The organism is Bartonella sp. AA1HLJMS, assembly GCF_042197445.1.
Lineage (GTDB): Bacteria > Pseudomonadota > Alphaproteobacteria > Rhizobiales > Rhizobiaceae > Bartonella.
The window spans coordinates 11,928-33,571 of record NZ_JBHIRW010000003.1 but is presented as its reverse complement, the minus strand read 5'-3'; the positions used below and the strand labels follow the sequence as shown (position 1 = coordinate 33,571).

Annotated in this window: 19 protein-coding genes; 12 read left to right on the top strand and 7 right to left on the bottom strand. The window is 37.2% G+C overall.

Annotated features, from left to right (window positions below):
* Positions 1 to 599 precede the first annotated feature (599 nt).
* The 3 genes from ACFIQE_RS01850 to ACFIQE_RS01840 form a co-directional block, all read right to left on the bottom strand.
* Positions 600 to 1,373 carry an alpha/beta fold hydrolase gene (locus tag ACFIQE_RS01850; RefSeq protein WP_375611926.1) on the bottom strand — a complete coding sequence of 258 codons (774 nt, stop codon included), beginning with the start codon at positions 1,371 to 1,373 and terminating at the stop codon, positions 600 to 602.
* Positions 1,370 to 1,882, bottom strand: coding sequence for a DUF192 domain-containing protein (locus ACFIQE_RS01845; RefSeq protein WP_375621269.1), 513 nt, complete (start codon positions 1,880 to 1,882; stop codon positions 1,370 to 1,372). Before ACFIQE_RS01845 ends, ACFIQE_RS01850 begins: the two co-directional genes overlap by 4 nt.
* Positions 1,883 to 2,132: 250 nt before the next feature.
* Positions 2,133 to 2,708, bottom strand: a complete 576-nt coding sequence (locus ACFIQE_RS01840; RefSeq protein ID WP_273791031.1) for a cold-shock protein — start codon at positions 2,706 to 2,708, stop codon at positions 2,133 to 2,135.
* Between the two features lie 324 nt (positions 2,709 to 3,032).
* Between ACFIQE_RS01840 and ACFIQE_RS01835 the strand changes: the two genes are divergently transcribed.
* From ACFIQE_RS01835 to ACFIQE_RS01815, 5 genes are all read left to right on the top strand, one after another.
* The gene (locus ACFIQE_RS01835; protein ID WP_375621270.1) at positions 3,033 to 4,166 is read left to right on the top strand and encodes an ABC transporter substrate-binding protein; all 1,134 of its coding nucleotides are present in this window, start codon (positions 3,033 to 3,035) and stop codon (positions 4,164 to 4,166) included.
* Positions 4,167 to 4,280: 114 nt separating this feature from the next.
* Positions 4,281 to 5,357, top strand: a complete 1,077-nt coding sequence (locus ACFIQE_RS01830; RefSeq protein WP_375621271.1) for a branched-chain amino acid ABC transporter permease — start codon at positions 4,281 to 4,283, stop codon at positions 5,355 to 5,357.
* Positions 5,357 to 6,415, top strand: coding sequence for a branched-chain amino acid ABC transporter permease (locus ACFIQE_RS01825; protein WP_375621272.1), 1,059 nt, complete (start codon positions 5,357 to 5,359; stop codon positions 6,413 to 6,415). Before ACFIQE_RS01830 ends, ACFIQE_RS01825 begins: the two co-directional genes overlap by 1 nt.
* A complete protein-coding gene (locus tag ACFIQE_RS01820; protein WP_375621273.1) occupies positions 6,412 to 7,194 on the top strand; it encodes an ABC transporter ATP-binding protein in 783 nt (260 codons plus the stop codon). Before ACFIQE_RS01825 ends, ACFIQE_RS01820 begins: the two co-directional genes overlap by 4 nt.
* The gene (locus ACFIQE_RS01815) at positions 7,181 to 7,891 is read left to right on the top strand and encodes an ABC transporter ATP-binding protein (protein ID WP_273791026.1); all 711 of its coding nucleotides are present in this window, start codon (positions 7,181 to 7,183) and stop codon (positions 7,889 to 7,891) included. Before ACFIQE_RS01820 ends, ACFIQE_RS01815 begins: the two co-directional genes overlap by 14 nt.
* Positions 7,892 to 7,985: 94 nt before the next feature.
* Here the strand turns inward: ACFIQE_RS01815 and gatA are convergent, their stop codons facing one another.
* Together gatA and gatC are read right to left on the bottom strand one after the other, a co-directional pair.
* Positions 7,986 to 9,470 carry an Asp-tRNA(Asn)/Glu-tRNA(Gln) amidotransferase subunit GatA gene (gene gatA, locus ACFIQE_RS01810; RefSeq protein WP_375621274.1) on the bottom strand — a complete coding sequence of 495 codons (1,485 nt, stop codon included), beginning with the start codon at positions 9,468 to 9,470 and terminating at the stop codon, positions 7,986 to 7,988.
* Positions 9,471 to 9,501: 31 nt separating this feature from the next.
* Entirely contained in the window at positions 9,502 to 9,789 is a 288-nt protein-coding gene (gene gatC, locus ACFIQE_RS01805; protein ID WP_375621275.1) for an Asp-tRNA(Asn)/Glu-tRNA(Gln) amidotransferase subunit GatC, read from the bottom strand.
* Between the two features lie 148 nt (positions 9,790 to 9,937).
* Between gatC and ruvX the strand changes: the two genes are divergently transcribed.
* Positions 9,938 to 10,417, top strand: coding sequence for a Holliday junction resolvase RuvX (gene ruvX / locus ACFIQE_RS01800; RefSeq protein WP_375673837.1), 480 nt, complete (start codon positions 9,938 to 9,940; stop codon positions 10,415 to 10,417).
* Here ruvX and ACFIQE_RS01795 read toward each other — a convergent pair.
* Positions 10,402 to 12,021 carry an acyl-CoA dehydrogenase family protein gene (locus ACFIQE_RS01795; protein ID WP_375621277.1) on the bottom strand — a complete coding sequence of 540 codons (1,620 nt, stop codon included), beginning with the start codon at positions 12,019 to 12,021 and terminating at the stop codon, positions 10,402 to 10,404. The genes ruvX and ACFIQE_RS01795 overlap by 16 nt on opposite strands.
* 125 nt (positions 12,022 to 12,146) lie before the next feature.
* Between ACFIQE_RS01795 and ACFIQE_RS01790 the strand changes: the two genes are divergently transcribed.
* The 4 genes from ACFIQE_RS01790 to dprA are packed head-to-tail and all read left to right on the top strand — an operon-like array spanning position 12,147 to position 16,243.
* A complete protein-coding gene (locus ACFIQE_RS01790) occupies positions 12,147 to 13,112 on the top strand; it encodes an aspartate carbamoyltransferase catalytic subunit (protein ID WP_375707220.1) in 966 nt (321 codons plus the stop codon).
* Entirely contained in the window at positions 13,109 to 14,410 is a 1,302-nt protein-coding gene (locus ACFIQE_RS01785; protein ID WP_375629874.1) for a dihydroorotase, read from the top strand. Before ACFIQE_RS01790 ends, ACFIQE_RS01785 begins: the two co-directional genes overlap by 4 nt.
* 11 nt (positions 14,411 to 14,421) lie before the next feature.
* Positions 14,422 to 15,054, top strand: a complete 633-nt coding sequence (plsY, locus tag ACFIQE_RS01780; RefSeq protein WP_375707219.1) for a glycerol-3-phosphate 1-O-acyltransferase PlsY — start codon at positions 14,422 to 14,424, stop codon at positions 15,052 to 15,054.
* Positions 15,011 to 16,243 (top strand): DNA-processing protein DprA, encoded by a 1,233-nt coding sequence (gene dprA / locus ACFIQE_RS01775; protein WP_375707218.1) that lies wholly within the window; start codon positions 15,011 to 15,013, stop codon positions 16,241 to 16,243. The genes plsY and dprA overlap by 44 nt, the downstream gene beginning before the upstream one ends.
* On the opposite strand, the gene ACFIQE_RS01770 is transcribed toward dprA, so the two are convergent.
* Positions 16,173 to 16,379 carry a hypothetical protein gene (locus tag ACFIQE_RS01770; RefSeq protein WP_005773510.1) on the bottom strand — a complete coding sequence of 69 codons (207 nt, stop codon included), beginning with the start codon at positions 16,377 to 16,379 and terminating at the stop codon, positions 16,173 to 16,175. The genes dprA and ACFIQE_RS01770 overlap by 71 nt on opposite strands.
* A 264-nt stretch (positions 16,380 to 16,643) precedes the next feature.
* On the opposite strand from ACFIQE_RS01770, the gene topA reads away from it, so the two are divergent.
* Positions 16,644 to 19,217: a type I DNA topoisomerase gene (gene topA / locus ACFIQE_RS01765; RefSeq protein WP_375707217.1), complete on the top strand. Its 2,574-nt coding sequence runs from the start codon at positions 16,644 to 16,646 to the stop codon at positions 19,215 to 19,217.
* 3 nt (positions 19,218 to 19,220) lie between these two features.
* A complete protein-coding gene (gene rnr / locus ACFIQE_RS01760) occupies positions 19,221 to 21,491 on the top strand; it encodes a ribonuclease R (RefSeq protein WP_375707216.1) in 2,271 nt (756 codons plus the stop codon).
* Positions 21,492 to 21,644: the final 153 nt, after the last annotated feature.

Below are 21,644 nucleotides of genomic sequence, written 5' to 3'. Positions count from 1 at the left end.
GAAACGATTAAAATAATTGCGTGTCGTGCAAATAAGACACTCTTATGATTCTGTAAAGTCAGTAAAAAAGCATAATCTGAATATTTACTTAATATTACATATATTCACAACGTTCTTTATACATTCATAAAGAACGTTTACAAAAGGAGTCTATCATTATTAAATATACCCGTATAGATTAAAAAATGGCAAAAAAACTGTATATTTTTAATAATTTTACTTTATCTCCAATTTTAGCCTCTGTATTTAAAATGCATATTCGTAAGAATAAATTGATCAATAATTTATAATTTTGTTTATTTTATAAAAAATATAAATAAAAATATTTTTTTATTTAAAACTACATTTTTTAGCAAAAAATATTTATTACATCATTCGAAAATAATTCTTTTTAATAACCTTTAAAGTATAATTATCTAATCTTACAAGAATTACGTCTCTGGAAAATATACAAAATAAGCTAATAAGAGTTTATTTTTCTTTTCATTTTTTATAAAAACTTACGTCACAACAAAAAGATTTTTTAATAAGCTTTTTTCAATTTATACGAAATAAAAATATTGGGTATTTCTGTAAATTCTAAAAGCTATGAAGAGTTCTTATTTTATAGGATAACGAGAAAGAAAATCGATAACGCCTTTTTTATAAACTTTATCGCCTACAGCAAGCATATGATCTCGATCAGGAATTGATAAAGCTTCACCACAAGGCAACAAGGCTGCCAATGGCTCTGCATCACCGCCAATTTCATCTAATGAACCAACGGCAACAAGTGCTGGTTGTTTGATTTTGTAAACTTCAGACGCCGTTAACTCCTGTTTTGATGTAATGATACAAGCAGCAAGAGCACGCCTATCGCTTTTCGTTTGATCTGCAAATTTACGGAACATTAAACCGCGCGTATTGGTAATAGTGGAAATATCTTCTGCTAAAAGGGCCTCAGCAACAGGCTCCCAATTTCCTGCTCCCGTCACCATACCAATACCTAAACCACCAAAAATAACACTGTGTACATATGTTGGATGCAAAAGAGCCATGAAAGCACTAATACGAGCCCCCATAGAATATCCCATAACATGGGCTTTAGATAACTCTAAATGCTGCAGTAACTTTACTGCGTCGCCAGCCATAGCTTGAGGTGTATAAAAGATAGGATCATAACTTTTAACTGAATCTCCGTGACCGCGATTATCAAGAGCAATAACACGATATCCTGCTTCAGTAAGAATACGAAACCAACCCGTTGCATACCAATTCACCCGTGCAGAAGATCCAAAACCATGGATCAACAAAATAGGCGCGCCCTGCCCTTCTTCTCGATAAGCAAATCGCAAACCATTATATTCAAAAAAACGAATATCTTCAGCGGTCATTTTTTATTGCACTTTCCACAAAGTACAGGATGAATAACACGTTGTCCTTTTTGTATCTTTTTTTTAGAAACTTCACCAGCGTTAATTTCAAGTGCAAAAGCTGCAGGAACTTCTGATGAAATGGTATTTGTTGAAAGTGGAGAAGTATTTTCAATAATCGATACAATAATTCCCTCAGAGTTTAAGAAAATCATATCTAAAGGTAAAGGCGTATTTGCCATCCACATAAAAATTTTCTGCTCATCTCCCGATCGAGAACTTTTTAGCTGCTTAAAGAGCATTGCACGATCGCGTGGAAAATCAGTTCGATACATTAAACCAGCTGCTGCTTGAGATGGCGTAAAAGCAATCTCTACCTTATAAAAAACCGGACCTTGCTTTGTATGTATTTCTAAAGGAACCGGATGCACAGGAATCTCTATGGGCTCCTTTGCTACAACAACACGCATATCTAACATAAAAAGCATCACCAATAAAACAATATGCCCCTTTTTAAAAGGCTTTAACATTCTTGTCTCCACCACAGAAAAATTTTAAATTTTGTTTCTAAAATAAAAAGTACCAGAGTTTAAAAGTCAAAAAACAAGAGGATTGCTTCCTTGTTATTTTCTAGTTTTTTCAACGTAATATGCGAAATTTTCTTCATTTGGTTTATGGATTAACGAGAGCCATATTTTCTTTAAAAATCTACCTCTATAGCAATTTACGGAATAACCATCTTTAAAAATATAGAAAACACACTGATTTCACTCGTGAAATTCAATGCGTAGCTAAAGGAATGCCTATGTCCGGATAAATCTCTGCTGTCATTAAACCTTTTTCTCCTTTACCAAAACGTACAAGAACAACTTGGCCGGAACGAAGCTCTGCTAAACCAAAACGGCGCAATGTTTCCATATGAATAAAAATATCTTCTGTTCCTTGCCCTCGGCTAAGAAAACCGTATCCTTTGTCACGATTAAACCATTTAACAATTGCTCGTTCTAGTCCACTTTCTGGAGTAACAACAACATGGGTACGGGCAGGAACTTCTGATGGATGAATTGCTGAAGAACAATCTATGGATTTCACCTGAACGCACTTTAACCCTCGTTCAGTTTTTTCCACAGCACAAATGACTTTAGCTCCCTCTAAAGCTGTTTGAAAACCATCCCTTCGCATTACCGTAACATGCAATAATATATCTGGAAAATGAGGTAAATCAGGTACAATAAATCCATACCCCTTACTACCATCAAACCACTTAATGACACCACTGATTTCGATAATCTCCCCACAAGCACCTATACTATCCTCAGATGGGGAACAATCCTTTAATGCATCCTTACTCGTCATAATAACGTGATCCTGTAGCTTATAAATTGTACGATATTGATTCTCTAGGTTTAAGTAAACATTGCTCTTGTATCAACACGCAAGCCCCAAGATAAGATTTCCCCACATTGTCGTATCTTCTATGTTAATGTCAGAGAATATCAACATGAATATTTATAAAACTATTTGATTGTACACTTTACATACCTTACAAGGAGTGCCCTACAAAAGAGGTCATATACAAAGTTTTTTTACATAATGATATTTTGATTAATGTGTAACTTGCATGATGAAGAAGTTCAATATAAGGTGAAAAAACGACAATTCAATTAAGGAAAATGCGCAATGCAATTGAAGAAAATCCTTACGATAATCACAGCATTTATGGCATTTACAGCAAATGTTTATGCGAGTGAACCTATTAAGATTGGTGTTTATCTTCCATTAAGTGGTCAAAATGCATTTGGAGGGCAGCTTGAAATTAGAGGTATAGAATTAGCCCATAAAAAAGTTCCAGAAATTTTAGGACGTAAAGTGGAACTTGTTATTATTGATAATAAATCTGATAAAGTAGAAGCGGCTAATGCTGTTATGCGTTTAACAGCAAGTGAAAAAGTGAGTGGAATCATTGGTAGCTATGGTTCTTCACTTTCGTTAGCAGGTGGTGAAATATCTGAAAAGGCAAAGACTCCAACCATTGCAACGTCCTCAACAAGTCCCCTTGTTACACAGGGTAAAAAATATTACTTTCGTGCTTGCTTTATTGATTCCTATCAAGGAGTAGGAATCGCAACTTATGTAAGCCAAACTTTACACGCAAAAAAGGCTGCTATCCTTAAAGATATTTCAAGCGATTATGCCATTGGTCTTGCAAGTTATTTTACGCGTGCTTTCAAAAAATTAGGTGGTGAAGTTATCTCAAATTTAAATTATAATTCTGGAGATCAGGACTTTTCAGCTGTTCTCACGCAAATTATCGCCCAGAAACCTGATATCTTATTCATTCCATCTTACTTTTCTGAAGGTGCTATCATCATGAAACAAGCACGAGAATTAGGGGCGAAGTTTCAAATTATGGGTGGAGATGCTATGGATAATCCAGAAACCATTACGATTGCAGGAAAAGCTGCAGAAGGTTTCTTACATACGACACTTCCCTATAGTGAGGATATGCCAAATATGTCAGTAGCTGCGCAAGAATTCACAAAAGAATGGAAAAAAGCTTACCCAGACAAAGAGCCAAATATCAATTCTGTTTTGGGATACACGAGTTATATGATGTTCATGAAGGCTATTGAAAATGCTGGTAGCACTGATCGTGAAAAAATTACTATCGCACTTAGCCAATTAAAAGATTTTCCTACCCCCTTTGGGGATATGTCAATGGATGAAAATCATAATCCTAAAATTCCTATTGGTATCATTAAAATACAGGATGGAAAACGTGTTTATTTAGAAGAAGTTAAACCTGCTTTTTAATTAAAAAGTTTTACTTACTAAAATGCAAGAATTGGTTGAGGATTTTTTTCTCAACCAAAAACTTAGAAATTTCTTATTGTCCTATGTAAATTAACAAATGTGGAAGGATGAGAGATGAGCACTGAAATGTTCATCCAGTACTTTTTTAATGCACTGGCATTGGGATCTCTTTATGGGCTTATTGCTATTGGCTACACCATGGTCTACGGTATACTGAGACTCATTAATTTTGCTCACGGTGATATCTTTATGCTGGGAGCATACTTTGTTTTCTTTTCCACAATTGGCTTTATGCCTGCGTGGGCAGCTTTTCTTCTTTTGTTCCTTGCTGCTCTTGTTTATTATTCGGTCTTTATAGGCTTTAAAAGGCGTCCTCCAATTTATTGGATTGCTGCTTTTTTAATTCTTGCGCTAGGATTTGTTTATTATTTTAAAATTTCCCCGCAAGACTTTACACCGATTTGGGTTTTAGCTCTTTGTTTTTCCATTTTTATTACAAGTGCTGTGGGTGTTGCTGTTGATCAATTTGCTTATAAACCTCTACGCCATGCTCCGCGTATTTCGGCACTTATCGGTGCAATTGGTGTTTCTTTTTTTATTGAAAATCTTGCTACTGTACTCTTTAGTGGTGTTCCGAAAGGTGTACAACAGCCAGACTTTCTTGTAACACCATTTTTATGGCATCTAGGATCAGGAGCAGATGGTATCATCAGAATTGCTCCCATGTCTCTGATCGTTCCCTTTGTGTCATTAATTCTTATTTTATTACTGTTATGGATTATCCATAAAACAAAACCGGGTCTTGCTATGCGCGCAATCTCCCATGATATTGAAACAACACGTTTGATGGGTGTGTCTGTCAATAAAGTTATTGCGCTTACATTTGGAATAGGCTCAGCTCTTGCCGCCATAGCTGGCATTATGTGGTCTTTACGTTATCCTCAAATTCAGCCTTATATGGGTGTTCTTCCTGGTCTTAAAGCATTTATCGCTGCTGTTATCGGAGGTATTGGTTCGATACCAGGTGCAATGTTGGGAGGATTATTATTAGGGTTTATTGAAATTATGATTATCGCATTTTTCCCCGCGCTATCTGGGTATCGAGATGCCTTCGCTTTCATTTTATTGATTCTGATTCTATTGATATTACCCACAGGATTAATGGGTAAAAGAAATCAGGAGAAAATCTAATGGCAAAGTCAGCGACAACTGTTTTATCGTGTATAAGTGTTTTAGTTCTCATAGGTTTTTTATTTTATGCTGATAGCCATTTTAATGACTATACGCTTCGTATCATCAATCTGATTGCTATTAATGCGATATTGGCAATTTCGCTTAATTTGATTTATGGTTTCACAGGTATGTTTTCTCTTGGACATGCTGGATTTATGGCTATTGGTGCTTATGTTTGCGCAATTTTACTTCTTTCCCCTGAACAAAAAGAAATGATGTGGATTCTTGAGCCTATTGCTGAACCATTATATCATTTACAGTTACCTTTTTTTATCGCTGTTGTTATAAGTGGTTTGTGTGCTGCTGTTGTAGGTTTATTAATTGCTTTACCAATATTGCGTCTTGGTGGCGATTATCTTGGAATTGCAACATTAGGTTTTGCGGAAATTATTCGCATTGTCATTACGAACGCAACATCGCTCACAAATGGCTCTTTGGGAATCAAAGGAATACCTCAAAATGCAACATTATGGTGGAACTATGGTTGGCTAGCATTTACAGTTCTCTTTATTGTCCTCTTACTGCAAAGTAATACTGGTAACGTATTACGTGCTATTCGTGATGATGAAATAGCTGCGAAAACTATGGGAATAAATGCTTTTTTCTACCGTAGTTTTTCCTTTACTGTTGGAGCATTTTTTGCAGGTATAGGTGGCGCATTAATGGCGGCTCTTATTTCAACCATTGATCCCAAAATGTTTAATTTTCTTCTGACTTTTAATATTTTAATGATTGTTGTTGCTGGTGGTCTCGGTTCAATTACAGGGAGTATTATTGGCAGCATTATTATTACAGTCATGCTTGAATGGCTTCGTATTATTGAAAGTCCATTTGACTTAGGTTTTATACATATTCCAGAAACCCCAGGGCTTCGTATGGTTGTTTTTTCTCTTTTATTGCTGGTAATTATCTTGTTTTGGAGAAAAGGGTTAATGGGACAACGAGAATTTTCATGGAATGGAATTTATAGCTTTTTGACACGCAAAAAGCTTTCTAATACTGAGAGAAAGCTATGAACGACAATATCCTTTCACTCAATAATATTGTAATGCGTTTTGGCGGATTAGTTGCTGTAAATAATGTTAATATGGCAATTAAACGAGGAAGTATTACTGGATTAATTGGTCCCAATGGTGCTGGAAAAACAACAGTTTTCAATATGATTTCTGGATTTTATGCTCCTACAAGCGGCACCATTCTTTTTGATGAGAAAAAAATTTCTGGAGCGTCTCCTTATATTATCTGTAGAAGCCATATTGCCAGAACATTTCAAAATATTCGTCTTTTCTCAGGGTTAACGGTTTTGCAGAATGTTATGGTAGGAGCGCATGTTCGACAAAAATATCCTTGGTTTTCGTCAGCTCTCTTTTTTTCAAAAGCAATAAAAGAAAAGAAGGAAGTTTATAAAAATTCCTTGGAGCTCCTTGAACAGCTACAACTTGATCATCTTGCCAATCAATCGGCAACAGCTTTACCTTATGGTGTGCAACGACGTCTAGAAATTGCGCGTGCGTTAGCCACAAAGCCCAAATTGCTTCTTCTTGATGAACCTGTTGCTGGCATGAATCCACAAGAAAGTGAAGATCTTAGAAAATTCATAGCAAAAGTGCAAAAAGACTTTGATCTTACAATTCTTCTTATTGAGCACGATATGAAAGTGGTTATGGGGCTTTGCCAACATATTTTGGTTATGGAATATGGCTGTTGCATTGCCAGTGGTACACCAGATGAAATTCGTAATAACCCTAAAGTTATTGAAGCTTATCTTGGCGGAGATGTTTATGGATATTCTTAAAATAAAAAATCTTTATGTTCATTATGGCGCCATTAAAGCTGTCCAAAATCTTTCTATGTCCATAAAGCGGGGCAGTATTGTCACTTTAATTGGAGCCAATGGTGCAGGAAAAAGCAGTATTGTACGTTCTATTACAGGGCTTAATCGCTCTGTTTATGGAGAAATTACCTATAATGGCAAATCTATTATAAAAAAATCACCAGAAGAGATTTTGCGATTAGGGATTGCTCTAAGCCCTGAAGGACGACGTATCATGCCCCATCTCACTGTTTTAGAGAATCTTCATCTAGGCGCTTATATTCGTCACGATAAGCAGGGAATTTCCCGTGATATTGAATGGATATTTGACCTTTTTCCGCGCCTACGTGAAAGAGCAAAACAGTTGGGAGGAACAATGTCAGGTGGTGAACAACAGATGGTTGCTGTGGGCCGTGCACTCATGAGCAATCCTGATATGGTCATATTAGATGAACCCTCGTTGGGGTTAGCACCACTTCTCGTTCGAGAAATTTTTTCGATTATTCGAAAAATTAATGATATGGGAAAAACTGTTCTTCTTATTGAACAAAATGCATTTGCTGCACTTTCCATAGCTGACTATGCTTATATTTTAGAGGTAGGACATATTTTATTTCACGGTGAAGGAAAAACTATGCTCTCTGATTCGCGTGTTAAAGAAGCCTATCTTGGTGGGTAAGACTACGAATTAAGGAAATAGAGCTCATCCCTCCACCTTTTAAAAAAGCATTTCTTATTAAGGATGAGAAATGCTTTTTTGTGAATTTTGACTATTACATCCACCATTTTTCTGCACTGAATATTCCTGCTTCTTGTTCAATAATGTGCGCTATCTGAAAAATGACTTCTTCAGAAAAAGGTTTACCAATCAATTGCAATCCTAGAGGTAAACCATTTGATGACAGACCAGCAGGAACAGAAATTCCTGGTAAACCAGCCATATTAACTGGTACCGTAAAAATATCATTAAGATACATTGCTACAGCATCATTTTTTATTTTTTCATCAGCAATACCAAAAGCAGGTGTTGGTGTTGCTGGTGTCAAAATAGCATCAATGCCTGAAGCAAAACATTGATCAAAATCACGTTTTACGAGTGTTCTTACTTTTTGAGCTCTTAAATAACAGGCATCATAATAACCTGATGAAAGAACATAAGTCCCAACCAGAATGCGCCGTTTGACTTCATCACCAAAACCAACAGAACGCGTATTTTCATACATCTCAATGATGTCTTTTCCAGGCATGCGCAAACCAAAACGCACACCATCATAACGCGCTAAATTAGAAGAGGCTTCTGCAGGAGCTATAATGTAATAAGAAGGTAGAGCATATTTTGTATGGGGCAAAGAAATATCTTTAATCTCAGCACCTGCTTCTTTTAACCAATTTATTCCTTTTTGCCAAAGCTCAATAATTTCTGGAGACATTCCATCCACATGATATTCTTTTGGAATACCGATTTTCATTCCTTTGATTGATTGACCAAGATAACTTTCATAATCAGGAACTGGTAAATTGACGGAAGTAGAATCTTTTTCATCAAAAGAGGCCATTGATCTGAGTAAGATAGCACAATCACGAACATCTCTAGCAACAGGTCCAGCTTGATCAAGAGATGAAGCAAACGCGACAACGCCCCATCGCGAACAACGTCCATAAGTTGGCTTTATTCCTACAGTCCCAGTAAAAGCTGCTGGTTGACGTATTGAGCCACCTGTATCGGTTGCAGTTGCACCAGCACAAATTTGTGCAGCAACAGCGGCTGCGGATCCCCCCGAAGAACCACCGGGTACGAGTTTTTCATTTGAGCCTTTTTTTCTCCATGGACTAATAACAGGACCATAATATGATGTTTCGTTGGATGAGCCCATAGCAAACTCATCCATATTAAGTTTTCCTAACATCACAGCACCATCTTGCCATAAATTAGCCGTGACAGTTGATTCATAGTGTGGTTTAAAACCATCAAGGATATTTGAACAGGCTTGAGTATGAACACCATAGGTTGCAAAAAGATCTTTAATCCCCAAGGGAATTCCTTCCAAAAGCCCTCCCTGCCCTCTCGCTAAGCGACTATCTGATTCAGCAGCCATTTTCATTGCCTGTTCTGCTGTTATTGTTACATAAGCATTCAAAACTGGATTAGCTGATTCTATTGCTTGTAAATAAGCTTCCGTTAATTCTGTTGCTTTGAGATTTTTCTTTATTAAAGCATCACGAGCTTGCGCAATTGTGAGAGTTGTTAAATCAGTCATATTGGTTCTCAAATTTCAAAAATATAAAAAGTTACTCAACAATTTTTGAGACAAGAAAAAAATTCTCTTCTGTAACAGGGGCATTGGCTACAATATCTTCTGCTTTATCGCCATCTGTAACAGTATCTTCACGCATTCGTAGAGTCATCGGCATCACAGATGTTAATGGCTCAACTCCACTGACATCAACTTCATTCAATTGCTCTACAAAACCTAAAATAGCATTGAATTTTTTTGTCACAGGTTCTATCTCATCATCGTGGAGGGCAATCCTTGCTAAATGTGCTATCCGCTTGACTGTCTCTTGATCAACAGACATACTCTTTACGCCTTTCTGCTTTTTTGTTTATTTATTTGATCTTTATTCTGGCTATACAAGGCTGCACTTGTAAGTGCAAGAATATTAGATAACATGAATAAAGAATATAACTATAGATCTGAAACATTAAAAAACGTATTATACCTTTATGACTGTTATTAATATAGATGAAGTTATAAAACATCTTTTGCCTAGACAAACAATAGCAGGCTTAGATTTAGGGACAAAAACTATCGGAATTGCGATTTCTGATAGGGGGCTGACTGTCTCAAATCCGCGTCCTGTACTACAGCGAAAAAAATTTACAGAAGATGCTTACAGACTTATTAAAATTTTTGACCGTGAAAATGTAGGCGTTATTATCATTGGCTTACCTCTTAACATGAATGGAAGCAGTGGCTCTCGTGTTCAAGCAACCAGAGCTTTTGTGAGTAATATGAAAGCTTATACAAAAATTCCATTTGTTTTTTGGGACGAACGTTTATCAACAATTGCTGCGGAACGGTCTCTTTTAGAAATGAATGTATCGCGCGCTAAAAGAGCAGGCCGTATTGATTCAGCAGCCGCCGCTTTTATATTGCAAGGTGCTCTCAATAGAATTCAAAACTTTCATCATATGGAAGGATAGAGAACATTGAGCAAATGCCCTGCATTATATCGTGCAATGAGCATCCCGTAAGAAGATCTCCATTGTCCCCCAAGGCGGCTTTCCATATAGGCATTCGCAACATGTTCTATGTCTGTAGAACGTAATGCTGCTGCTGCTGCTGCATAAGCTACTTGTTCAACAAAAAATCTTCCTGCACCTTCATTTGCTGATGCCATATCACCTGCTGACTTAATAATTTCAATTGCTCGGGGTCCTGCTGGTCCAATATCAAGAGCAATTTTTTCCAACAATTTCTGAAACAATCCCGGTGCTTTTTCAGCAATAAGAATGGCATCCTTTACCAATTGATTAGCAGAACTATTTCTCACAATTCGCGCAGGCCCATTATGCAACATTTGTGATAATGGATTATTCTCTATAAAACTTTCAATACCAAGTTGTGCGATAATTTCACCAATAATAGGCACAACCAATTGACTTACATGATAAGCAATAATAGGTGTCATAATGCGGGCAAAAGCTGCTTCAGAACGGTCATTTGCTGCATTGTCAAATGCTCTCGCTAAACGTAAAACCAATGCTTGTGAGGCAGCTATATCTAATGCAATATCTGCAAAAATACGTTCTGTCAGTGGAGGTAAAGGCTGATTGGGCATTTTTTTCCGGAAAAAATCCATACCAAATTGAAGAGCCGCTCGTAAAACACCTGCCGATATGACAGATTGATCGAAACGCATCATCGTCTCGATATCTTTAATAACTTTAAGCCCTTCTCCAGCATTTCCCAAAAGCCAGCCATAACTGCCTTGGAAGTCGACAACCCCCTCTGGTGTTAAAAGTTCTCCAGAACGCTGAATTAAATGACGAATCGATATAGATCCATTTAATGCGCCATTTTCTTGTATGCGTGGAATAAAAAAACAACTTAAATGACCATCTAAATCTGCACTAACAAGATATCCGTCAGCGGTAGGATTAATAACGTTGGTTTTTACAACATTTAAACGATATAGATCACGTTCCATACTTTCATCGAAAGAAATTTTCTTAACACTTGGAAAATTGAAAGCGTATTTTTCAATATCGTCAAATGCACAAGTTAGAGAAGCAGCCTTTTTATGATGAATAGGTTTTGATGAGGAATCATATTGGCGTGATAAAAGTACATTTTGCCATTTTTTGAAGAGCTCGATATCACTAATTAAAACAGCAATAGCTGCACTCGTTATGATAACTTCATTCAAATGTCCTGTTTCTAAACCAGCAGATAAAGCTAAACGAATCGCACGCGCTTGATAGCGTACTCCATTTTCTGAGCTCGTATTTTCCCAAAGCGAGGTAACCAAACCTGCTTGTCTAGAATATTGTTGAAGAGCTTGATAGGAAGAATGGATCTCTAATCTTTCTGTTGGTTGCCCCCATTCATCATTATAGCATAGTAAAGGCTTATAATGATTCGCTAAGCAAGAAAGTTTCCATGCTTCTCGACTCGCGGCAAAATCCCCTATTTCTTCAAAACTTGCTAACAAAAACTTAGGCAAAGTAGAAGCAATACGAAACATAAGCGTATCGCTAAGAAATGTATTTTTTCGACGAGTATTTTGCGCAGATACAGCACTCATAGGTATATTCCTACATTCAAATCATTCATATCATAGACTATTTGTCTTTTTAGAGTTAAGAAACATTTATCATATTCAAACAAATGCTTGTTTAACCTGTTTAGAGAGAGATAAAGAAGAATGCTATGATGCAAGATAATTTTTTCCCACTTTTCCCTCATCAACATCTTTTAGCTATTAAAGATCTGAGTGTACAAGATCTTAATACATTGCTTGATCGTGCAGAAGCAAATATTATCCTTTCTAACAAAATTGATAAAATAAAATCTACTTTGCATGGACGGACTCAAATTAATCTCTTTTTTGAAGCCTCTACGCGAACACAATCTTCTTTTGAATTAGCGGGTAAAAGGCTAGGTGCACACGTGATGAGTCTTGCGATCGGCAACTCATCTGTAAAAAAGGGAGAAACATTACTTGATACTGCTACAACTCTCAATGCGATGAAGCCCGATATACTGGTTTTTCGCCATAACAGTGCAGGAGCGGCAGCTTTATTAGCGCAAAAAGTTGATTGTTGTGTTATTAATGCGGGTGATGGTGCCCACGAACATCCAACCCAAGCTTTATTAGATGCTCTAACCATTAAAAGGGCAAAAGGTCGTATTGAAGGATTAACTGTTGCGATTTGCGGAGATATCTTACACTCGCGTGTTGCCCGTTCCAATATCCTGTGTCTCAATGCTTTGGGTGCTCGTGTTCGTGCTGTTGCTCCCTCAACACTCTTACCCGCAGAAATTGCTCATATGAGTGTTGAGGTTTTTAACACGATGAAAGAAGGTCTTAAAAATGCTGACGTTATCATGATGTTGCGCTTACAGCATGAACGGATGACAGGCTCTTTTATTCCTTCTACGCGTGAATATTTCCATTATTTTGGCTTACATAAAGAAAATTTAGCCTATGCCAAAAATGATTCTATTATTCTGCACCCTGGACCAATAAACCGTGGTGTAGAGATTGCATCCGATATAGCAGATGGACCACAAAGTATGATTTATACACAAGTAGAAATGGGAATTGCAGTGCGTATGGCTGTCATGGAGGCTTTATTAGATTCACGCACAAAGATCAGTGGAGAAAAAAAATGATAAAACCAATTGTTTTTCAGAATGCTCGTATTATTGATCCTTCGCGCGCAATCGATGAAATTGGTACAGTTATTGTTAAAAATGGACGAATTATAGCCGCTGGAAAAGAAGCTCTGAATCAGGGATTCCCTGAAGAAGCAGAAGTTATTAACGCACAAAACAAAGCAATTCTCCCTGGACTTGTTGATGCGCGCGTTTTTGTTGAAGAATTAGGAAATGAACATTGTGAAACAATTACATCAGCAAGTTACGCGGCCGCAACAGGTGGTATTACTTCCTTTCTTATGATGCCAAACACGCATCCAGTTATTGATAATGTAGCACTCGTTAAATTTATTACGCATACAGCACAGGAAATGTCATTGGTCAATATTTATCCCGTTGCTTCAATCACACAAGGTTTCAACGGACAAGAAATAACCGAATTTGGTTTGCTCAAAGATGCAGGAGCCGTTGCTTTTAGTGAAGGAAAAAAAACACTTCAAAATTCATCTGTTATACGGCGTGCAATGACTTATGCACGTGATTTTGATGTTCCATTGATACATGAAACGCAAGATAAAGATCTTACAGGGCAAGGTGTGATGAATGAAGGACTGCTTGCCAGTTGGCTTGGTCTTTCTGGCATCCCTCGCGAAGCAGAAGTTATTCCACTTGAAAGAGATCTGCGATTAGCAGTATTAACGCAAACACGTTATCACGCCGCTCAAATATCAACAGCACTCTCTGTTGATGCACTCCGTTTAGGTAAAAAACGCAGTGAGAAGATTTCAGCGGGTGTATCTATTAATCATTTATCTTTCAATGAAAATGACATTGGACAATATCGCACCTCTTTTCGCTTAATGCCCCCATTGCGTACAGAAGAAGACCGTATAGCAATGATTGAAGCAATAAAGGATGGGACTATAGATGTTATTGTCTCTTCTCATGATCCTCAGAGTATCGACAAAAAACATTTACCATTTAATGACGCGGCAGTTGGCGCTATTGGTATGGAGACCTTATTGAGTGCAGCTTTACGCCTTTATCATGATGAGAGCCTATCTCTTCTACGGATAACGGAACTTTTGTCAACGGCGCCTGCAAAGCTCTTTGGACTCAATGCAGGAACACTCAAAAAAGGGGCTCATGCAGACCTTATTGTGGTTGATCTTGAAGAACCATGGATTGTTTCGAAAGAGAAGCTCTATTCACGTTCAAAAAATACCCCTTTTGAGAATGCACGTTTTCAAGGACGCGTGATCCAGACTTTTGTGAAAGGGAAAAACGTTTTTAAACTTGATCAACAAACTTAATGAGATTCTTAATGAATGAAGCAGAAATATTTTTTCAATCCACTCCATGGTTTATTTTCCTCGTATCTTATCTCATTGGCTCGATTCCATTTGGGCTTCTTTTTACGAAATTGTTCAAAATTGGTGATATAAGAACAATCGGTTCCGGCAATATTGGAGCAACAAATGTTTTACGAACAGGAAATAAAAAGCTTGCTGCTCTAACACTTCTTTGTGATATGTTGAAAGGAACTATCGTTGTTTTCGTTATAAAGTTTTTTAGTGATCCGCTAGACAATAGTATCCTTGTTTCTCTAGCAAGCTTTTTTGTTTTCTTAGGACATCTTTTCCCCGTATGGCTTAAATTTAAAGGTGGCAAAGGTGTTGCTACCTATCTAGGGGTCTGCTTAGGGACCTACTGGCCCGCAGCAATTATTTTTATTATTGTATGGAGTGCGATTTTTCTCCTCACACGCTATTCTTCATTATCCGCACTCGTTGCTGTTACGATCACGCCGATATTTGTTTTTTATTTTTCCGATTCTTATTTCTGTTGTATGCTGATTGCGATGAGCATATTTGTGTTCATAAAACATTATACAAATATCGGTAGATTATTAATTGGGGAAGAAAGTAAGATTGGTACGCAAAGCGGAGATAAATAAAGGAATCCTACTTACTGATCATCAACGTCTAAGCTGGTTACGGTTATTGCGCAGTGAAAATATTGGAGCTGTTAGTTTTCGCAATCTCATTGATCATTATAAAACAGCAGAAAATGCTCTGGCAGTGCTGCCAGAGCTTAGTAGAAAAGGTGGTGGTTCTGTATCTATTAAAATAGCAAGCTTAGAAGATGCAGAAAAAGAAATGCAAGAAGCTGAAAGATTAGGTGTTCGGTTTATCGGTATGGGAGAACCAGATTATCCAGCTTTTCTTAAGGTTACAGAAGCCCCTCCGCCGCTTATTGCTATCAAAGGTAATGTTTCAATTTTTCAAAAAACTTCTATTGGAATTATAGGTTCTCGAAATGCTTCAGCTGCGGGAAAAAAGCTTACGGCTCAATTTGCACGTTTTCTCGGAGAAGCAGACTTTGTAACAATTTCTGGACTCGCTCGTGGAATTGATAGCGTTGCGCATCAAGCAAGTTTAAAAACAGGAACTGTTGCAGTCATGGCGGGAGGAATTGATCATATCTATCCTCCTGAAAATAAAAAGTTGCATGAAGATATTATTGCTAACGGTGGAGCCATCATCAGCGAAATGCCCATTTCTTGGAAGCCGCGTGCTATCGATTTTCCAAGAAGAAACCGTATTATTGCAGCTCTATCACTTGGTCTCTTGGTTGTAGAGGCAGCCCTGCGCTCAGGGTCCTTAATTACCGCACGTCAAGCAGCTGAAATGGGACGGCTAATTTTTGCCATTCCCGGTTCTCCACTTGATCCAAGATCTGTTGGTACAAACAATCTTATCAAAGACGGTGCTCTACTCACCACACATCCTTCTGACATTATAGAAACACTTACGCCATTAATTTCACCGCTTCCAAATTCGCAACTCAATTTTTTTGAGGAACCATCCTCTTTACAACTTGAAAAGGAGAATTTTAATTTAGCAGATGAAAAAAACAGCGATCTCTCTTTAGCAGATGATGATGCAGCACGTGCAGCAGTTCTCTCCGCTCTTTCAACAACGCCAATCGATTTAGACACACTCAGTATCCACTCAGGTGTTTCACTCCCAGCTCTCTACCTCTTGTTGGTAGAACTCGACCTTGCTGGAAAGCTTATTCGACACTCTGGTGGTTGTGTGTCATTGTCGAATCTTGATCTTCCCCAAGAGCCTCAGCACTATTAATAATGCTTTGCCCTTCTTTGGCAACCATATCCAAAAGCAATGCTAAAAGCGGACTGTGCGCCTGACGTGCCATCTGATTCATTTGCTTTGACATGTCTGTAATATATTGGATAACTTTTAAATGATTTATAAACATAATCCTCTATCCTTGAGCATTTCCCCTCCTACCTCTCAATAGACGTTATCTTAGTATTTCGCCGTATGTTTTTGTAATAACAGTGGAAAATAAATCGTGTAATTCTATATAGGGTGTACTCTAATAATGACAATCATAAGTTGTACAATATTCATGTTTTTTATATGGCTAATATTTTTTTATGTGCTCTTAAGCAATTGGCATTAGCTATTCGCGTAAAAGGCGTTTATAAAAAAATTTTTATTTCAATATTTGGGTAAAATTATGAATATCGTTATCGTTGAATCTCCAGCAAAAGCAAAAACAATTAATAAATATCTTGGGTCTCAATACAAAGTTGTCGCATCATTTGGACATGTTCGTGATTTGCCTGCAAAAGATGGTTCTGTTTTACCGGATCAAGATTTTTCTATGAAATGGAATATAGATTCTGCTGCCGCTAAACGTTTAAATGAAATAGCAAAAGCCGTTAAAGAAGCCGATAGCCTTATATTAGCAACAGACCCTGATCGTGAAGGGGAAGCTATTTCATGGCATATTCTGGATGTTCTCCGTCAAAAAAAAGTTTTAAAAGATAAACCTATTAAAAGAGTTGTCTTCAATGCCATCACCAAAAAGTCTGTGCTTGATGCTATGAACAATCCACGTGATATTGATACATCACTTGTAGATGCTTATCTTGCACGTCGCGCTCTTGATTATCTCGTTGGTTTTACACTTTCACCTGTTTTATGGCGTAAACTCCCTGGTGCGCGTTCAGCAGGACGGGTTCAATCGGTTGCTTTGCGTATTATTTGTGATCGTGAATCAGAAATAGAACATTTTATCAAAGAAGATTATTGGTCCATTACAACACAGTTAAAAACCATCCGAAATGATAGTTTCCAAGCAAGATTGACAATGTTTAATCAAAGAAAAATAGGCAAGCTTGATATTCAATCTCAAGAACAAGCAGACCAAATTCGCTTTATGCTGGAGAAAGCTCAATATCATACACTCAGTGTTGAAGCAAAACCTACAAAGAGAAATCCTTTTCCTCCATTTACAACCTCTACACTACAACAAGCAGCTTCTTCAAAACTAGGTTTTTCAGCTTCTCGCACTATGCAAATTGCCCAAAAGCTTTATGAAGGCATTGAAATTAATGGTGAAACGGCAGGGCTTATTACTTATATGCGTACCGATGGTGTGCAGATAGCACCAGAGGCTATTGATTCAGCAAGAAAAGTTATTCATGAAACTTTCGGAAAAGACTATATTCCTGAAAAGCCACGTTTTTATTCAACAAAGGCAAAAAATGCACAGGAAGCACATGAAGCGATCCGCCCAACAGATTTTCAACGCAATCCTAGTCAAGTCCGTAATTTTCTCGATAGCGATCAAGCAAAGCTCTATGATCTGATATGGAAGCGTGCCATTGCCAGCCAAATGCGCTCTGCTGAAATTGAACGTACAACTGTTGAAATTGAAGCACAGACAGGAGAAAACTGTGCAAATCTACGGGCAACAGGATCTGTTATTCGCTTTGATGGCTTTATTTCCGTCTACACGGATCAACGAGACGAAGAAAATAATGAAGAAAATGAAACAACACGTTTACCACAAATAAACACTGGTGAAGCACTTACAAAAGAAAAAGTTGAATCTGTACAACATACCACAGAGCCCCCTCCCCGTTATTCTGAAGCCTCCTTAATTAAAAAGCTTGAAGAATTAGGAATTGGTCGTCCTTCAACTTATGCCTCCACATTGGCGACATTGTGTGATCGTGGATATATTATCATTGATAAGCGAAAACTTATTCCTGATGCTAAGGGGCGTATTGTTACAGCCTTTCTTGAAAATTTCTTTAATCGCTATGTAGAATATAGTTTTACAGCAGATCTTGAAGAAAAACTGGATCTTATCTCTGATGGCAAACTTTCTTGGAAAGATGTATTACGCGATTTTTGGGATGGATTTAATGCCTCTATTAGCAATATCCAAGAACTCCGTATCACCAATGTCCTTGATGTTTTAAATGTAACATTAGCACCTCTTGCTTTTCCTGAACGCGAAGATGGAAGTGATGTGCGTTCCTGCCCTCTTTGTAAAAATGGTCAATTATCATTAAAACTCGGCCGTTATGGCGCTTTTGTTGGCTGTTCCAATTATCCTGAATGCAAATACACACGCCAACTTGGTACAGATACAAAAGAAGATAATGAAGTTGCGCACAATGACGAACCTGTTATACTTGGGATTGATCCTGAAACAGGAAAAGATATCTCTCTTCGCAATGGCCGTTTTGGTCCCTATATTCAACGAGGTGAAAGCAAAGAAGTTAAGCGCGCAGGACTACCAAAAGAATGGCAGGCAGAAAACATAACCCTCGAAAAGGCCTTGGCTTTACTATCCCTTCCCCGTGAAATTGGCCTTCATCCTGAAACTGGCAAAATGATTACCGCGACAATTGGACGATATGGTCCCTACCTTAGTCATAATGGAAAATCTGCACGCCTTCTTCATGCAGATGAAGTTTTTGATATTGGTATTAATCGCGCTGTTACAGTATTGGCAGAACAACAAGAAAATAAAACCAAGCAAAGCAGAGCAACATCTGCAGCATTGGCAACATTAGGAGAGCATCCAGAAGGCGGAACAGTCACCGTACGCAATGGACGTTACGGTCCTTATGTCAATTGGGGTAAAATTAATGCAACATTGCCAAAAGAGAAAGATCCCATTAGTGTAACACTTCCAGAGGCATTAGAACTTATATTGGCCAAAGAATCGAGCAAAAAGACAACTTCAAAAAGAGCTTCTTCCAAGACAAAAGCAAAGACAAAAGAGACATAAATTTTGGCTAAAGATGAAAAAAACGTAAAATATCTCTCCTCATTCAAGGGAGAAAAATTGCCCAATAAGGAAGAAATTATTTCCTTTATTAATGAGAATCCTGATCGATCAAATAAACGAGAAATAGCCAAAGCTTTTAACTTAAAAGGTAATTCTCGTATCTGGCTTAAAGATATATTACGTGCGTTAAAGGATCAAAATCTTATATCTAAACAGCGCAAAAGAAAAATAAACAAAGGAAAATTGCCTCCTGTTGCTTTAGTAAAAATTAGTGAACGTGATAAAGATGGCGGTTTTATTGCACAACCTCTTGAATGGGAAGATACGCCAAAGCCCAATATTGAAATACACTCTTTTCATCACATAAAGGGAGGGAGTGTTGGCGTTGGAGATCATGTTCTTGTAAAAGTTTTTCGAAATAAAAATTCTCAAAATCCCCCATATAGGGGGCGAATTATTCGTAAAATTGAACTATCCCCAAAGAGCACATTTGGTATTGTACGAAAGTTGGAAAATAATCAATGGCGCCTTGATCCTATAGATCGCAAAACCAATGAGCTCATAGTTGAAATGTCTCCAGACATGAAGATTGAAACGGGTGATCTTGTTGAAGTTGAAATAAAAAAAAATACTGGTTATGGACTAAAAAGTGCACAAGTAAAAAATGTCTTAGGACATATTAAGAGTGAAAAAACACTCTCCATGATTGCTCTTCTCTCAAAAGGAATTCCTTATATTTTTCCTGAAAGCGTTCTTGAGCAAGTTAAACATATCAAAGCTGCCAAGATGGATAACCGCGAAGATTGGCGACAATTACCATTTATTACGATCGATCCACCAGATGCCAAAGACCATGATGATGCAGTTTATGCAACCAAGGATAAGGATCCAGCAAATAATGATGGTTGGATTATTATTGTAGCCATTGCAGATGTTTCTTATTATATCAAAACAGGAAGCGCTTTAGATAAAGAAGCATTGAAACGTGGAAATTCTGTTTATTTTCCCGATACCGTTGTGCCAATGTTACCTGAACGCCTTTCTCATGATTTATGTTCTCTGCATGAAGGAAAAGAAAGACCAGCTTTAGCCGTTCGTATGATTTTTGATGCAAACGGTAATAAACGAAAACATAGTTTTCATCGTACTATGATTCGTGTAAGAGCCAAACTTTCTTATCAAGAAGTACAATTGGCAATTGAAGGTAATATAAATGAAAAAATAGCCCCTCTTTTTGAGAGCATTTTGCACCCCTTATGGGAAGCCTATGCATGCCTTAAAGCTGCGCGAAATTGTCGCCAACCACTAGAATTAGAAATTGCAGAAAAAAAGATTATTCTTGATCAAAATGGATCTATCCAAGATGTTGTGAGTGAAGAACATCTAGAAGCCCATCGTTTGATTGAAGAGTTTATGATACAAGCCAATATTGCAGCTTCTGAAACATTAAAACAACATCACCAGCCGCTCATTTATCGTATTCATGAAAAACCTTCTCTTGCTAAGCAAGAAATACTTCGGAGCTTTCTTCAAAGTTTAGGGATATCACTCTCTAAAAGTGCAGAACTAACATCAGCACGTCTTAATAGAATTTTAGAAAAGGTCGCTCATACTGAACAACAAGAACTGATCAATCAAGTTATTTTGCGTTCACAATCACAAGCAGAGTACAACCCTAAAAATAGTGGCCATTTTGGTTTAAATTTGCAGAACTATACACATTTTACATCACCAATCCGTCGTTATGCTGATCTCATTATTCATCGAGCACTCATTAAAGCTCTCAAATTAGGAAATGATCAATTAACAGATACACAAGAACAAAATCTTGCAGAAATTGCTACGCAAGTTTCTTTATACGAACGCCGTGCAATGATGGCTGAAAGAGAAACGATTGATCGGCTTGTTGCTCACTATTTAACGAATAAAATCGGTCGTATTTTTACAGGTCGCATTTCCGGAGTTACAAAAGCAGGTCTTTTTATCTCACTTGATAAACTCAATACAGATGGTTTTGTCCATATTTCTACACTTAAAAATGATTATTATCATTTTGATGAAGCACAACATGTTCTTGTAGGACAGCGTAGCCATAAAGGCTATCAGCTCAGTGATGTTGTAGAAGTAAAACTTATAACGGTACAACCTTTTGCTGGCGCTTTATGCTTTGAACTGTTAACAAAACCTCGTCCAATAAAATTTTCACCGACATCCTACCATAAAAACAAATTAAAAAAACAAAAGTATACTTTTTATGGGAAAAGAAAAAATTAAGCTTCTTGCCCTCCATTAAATATAATTTGAATAATAAATTCAATTTAAGAAATGGCTTATATTATATAATATTTATATTATTTTATATGTACAATCTTCTTTCTTTAGTATACAAGAGGATAAATTTTATTGTTAAGTCTATAATAACCATAT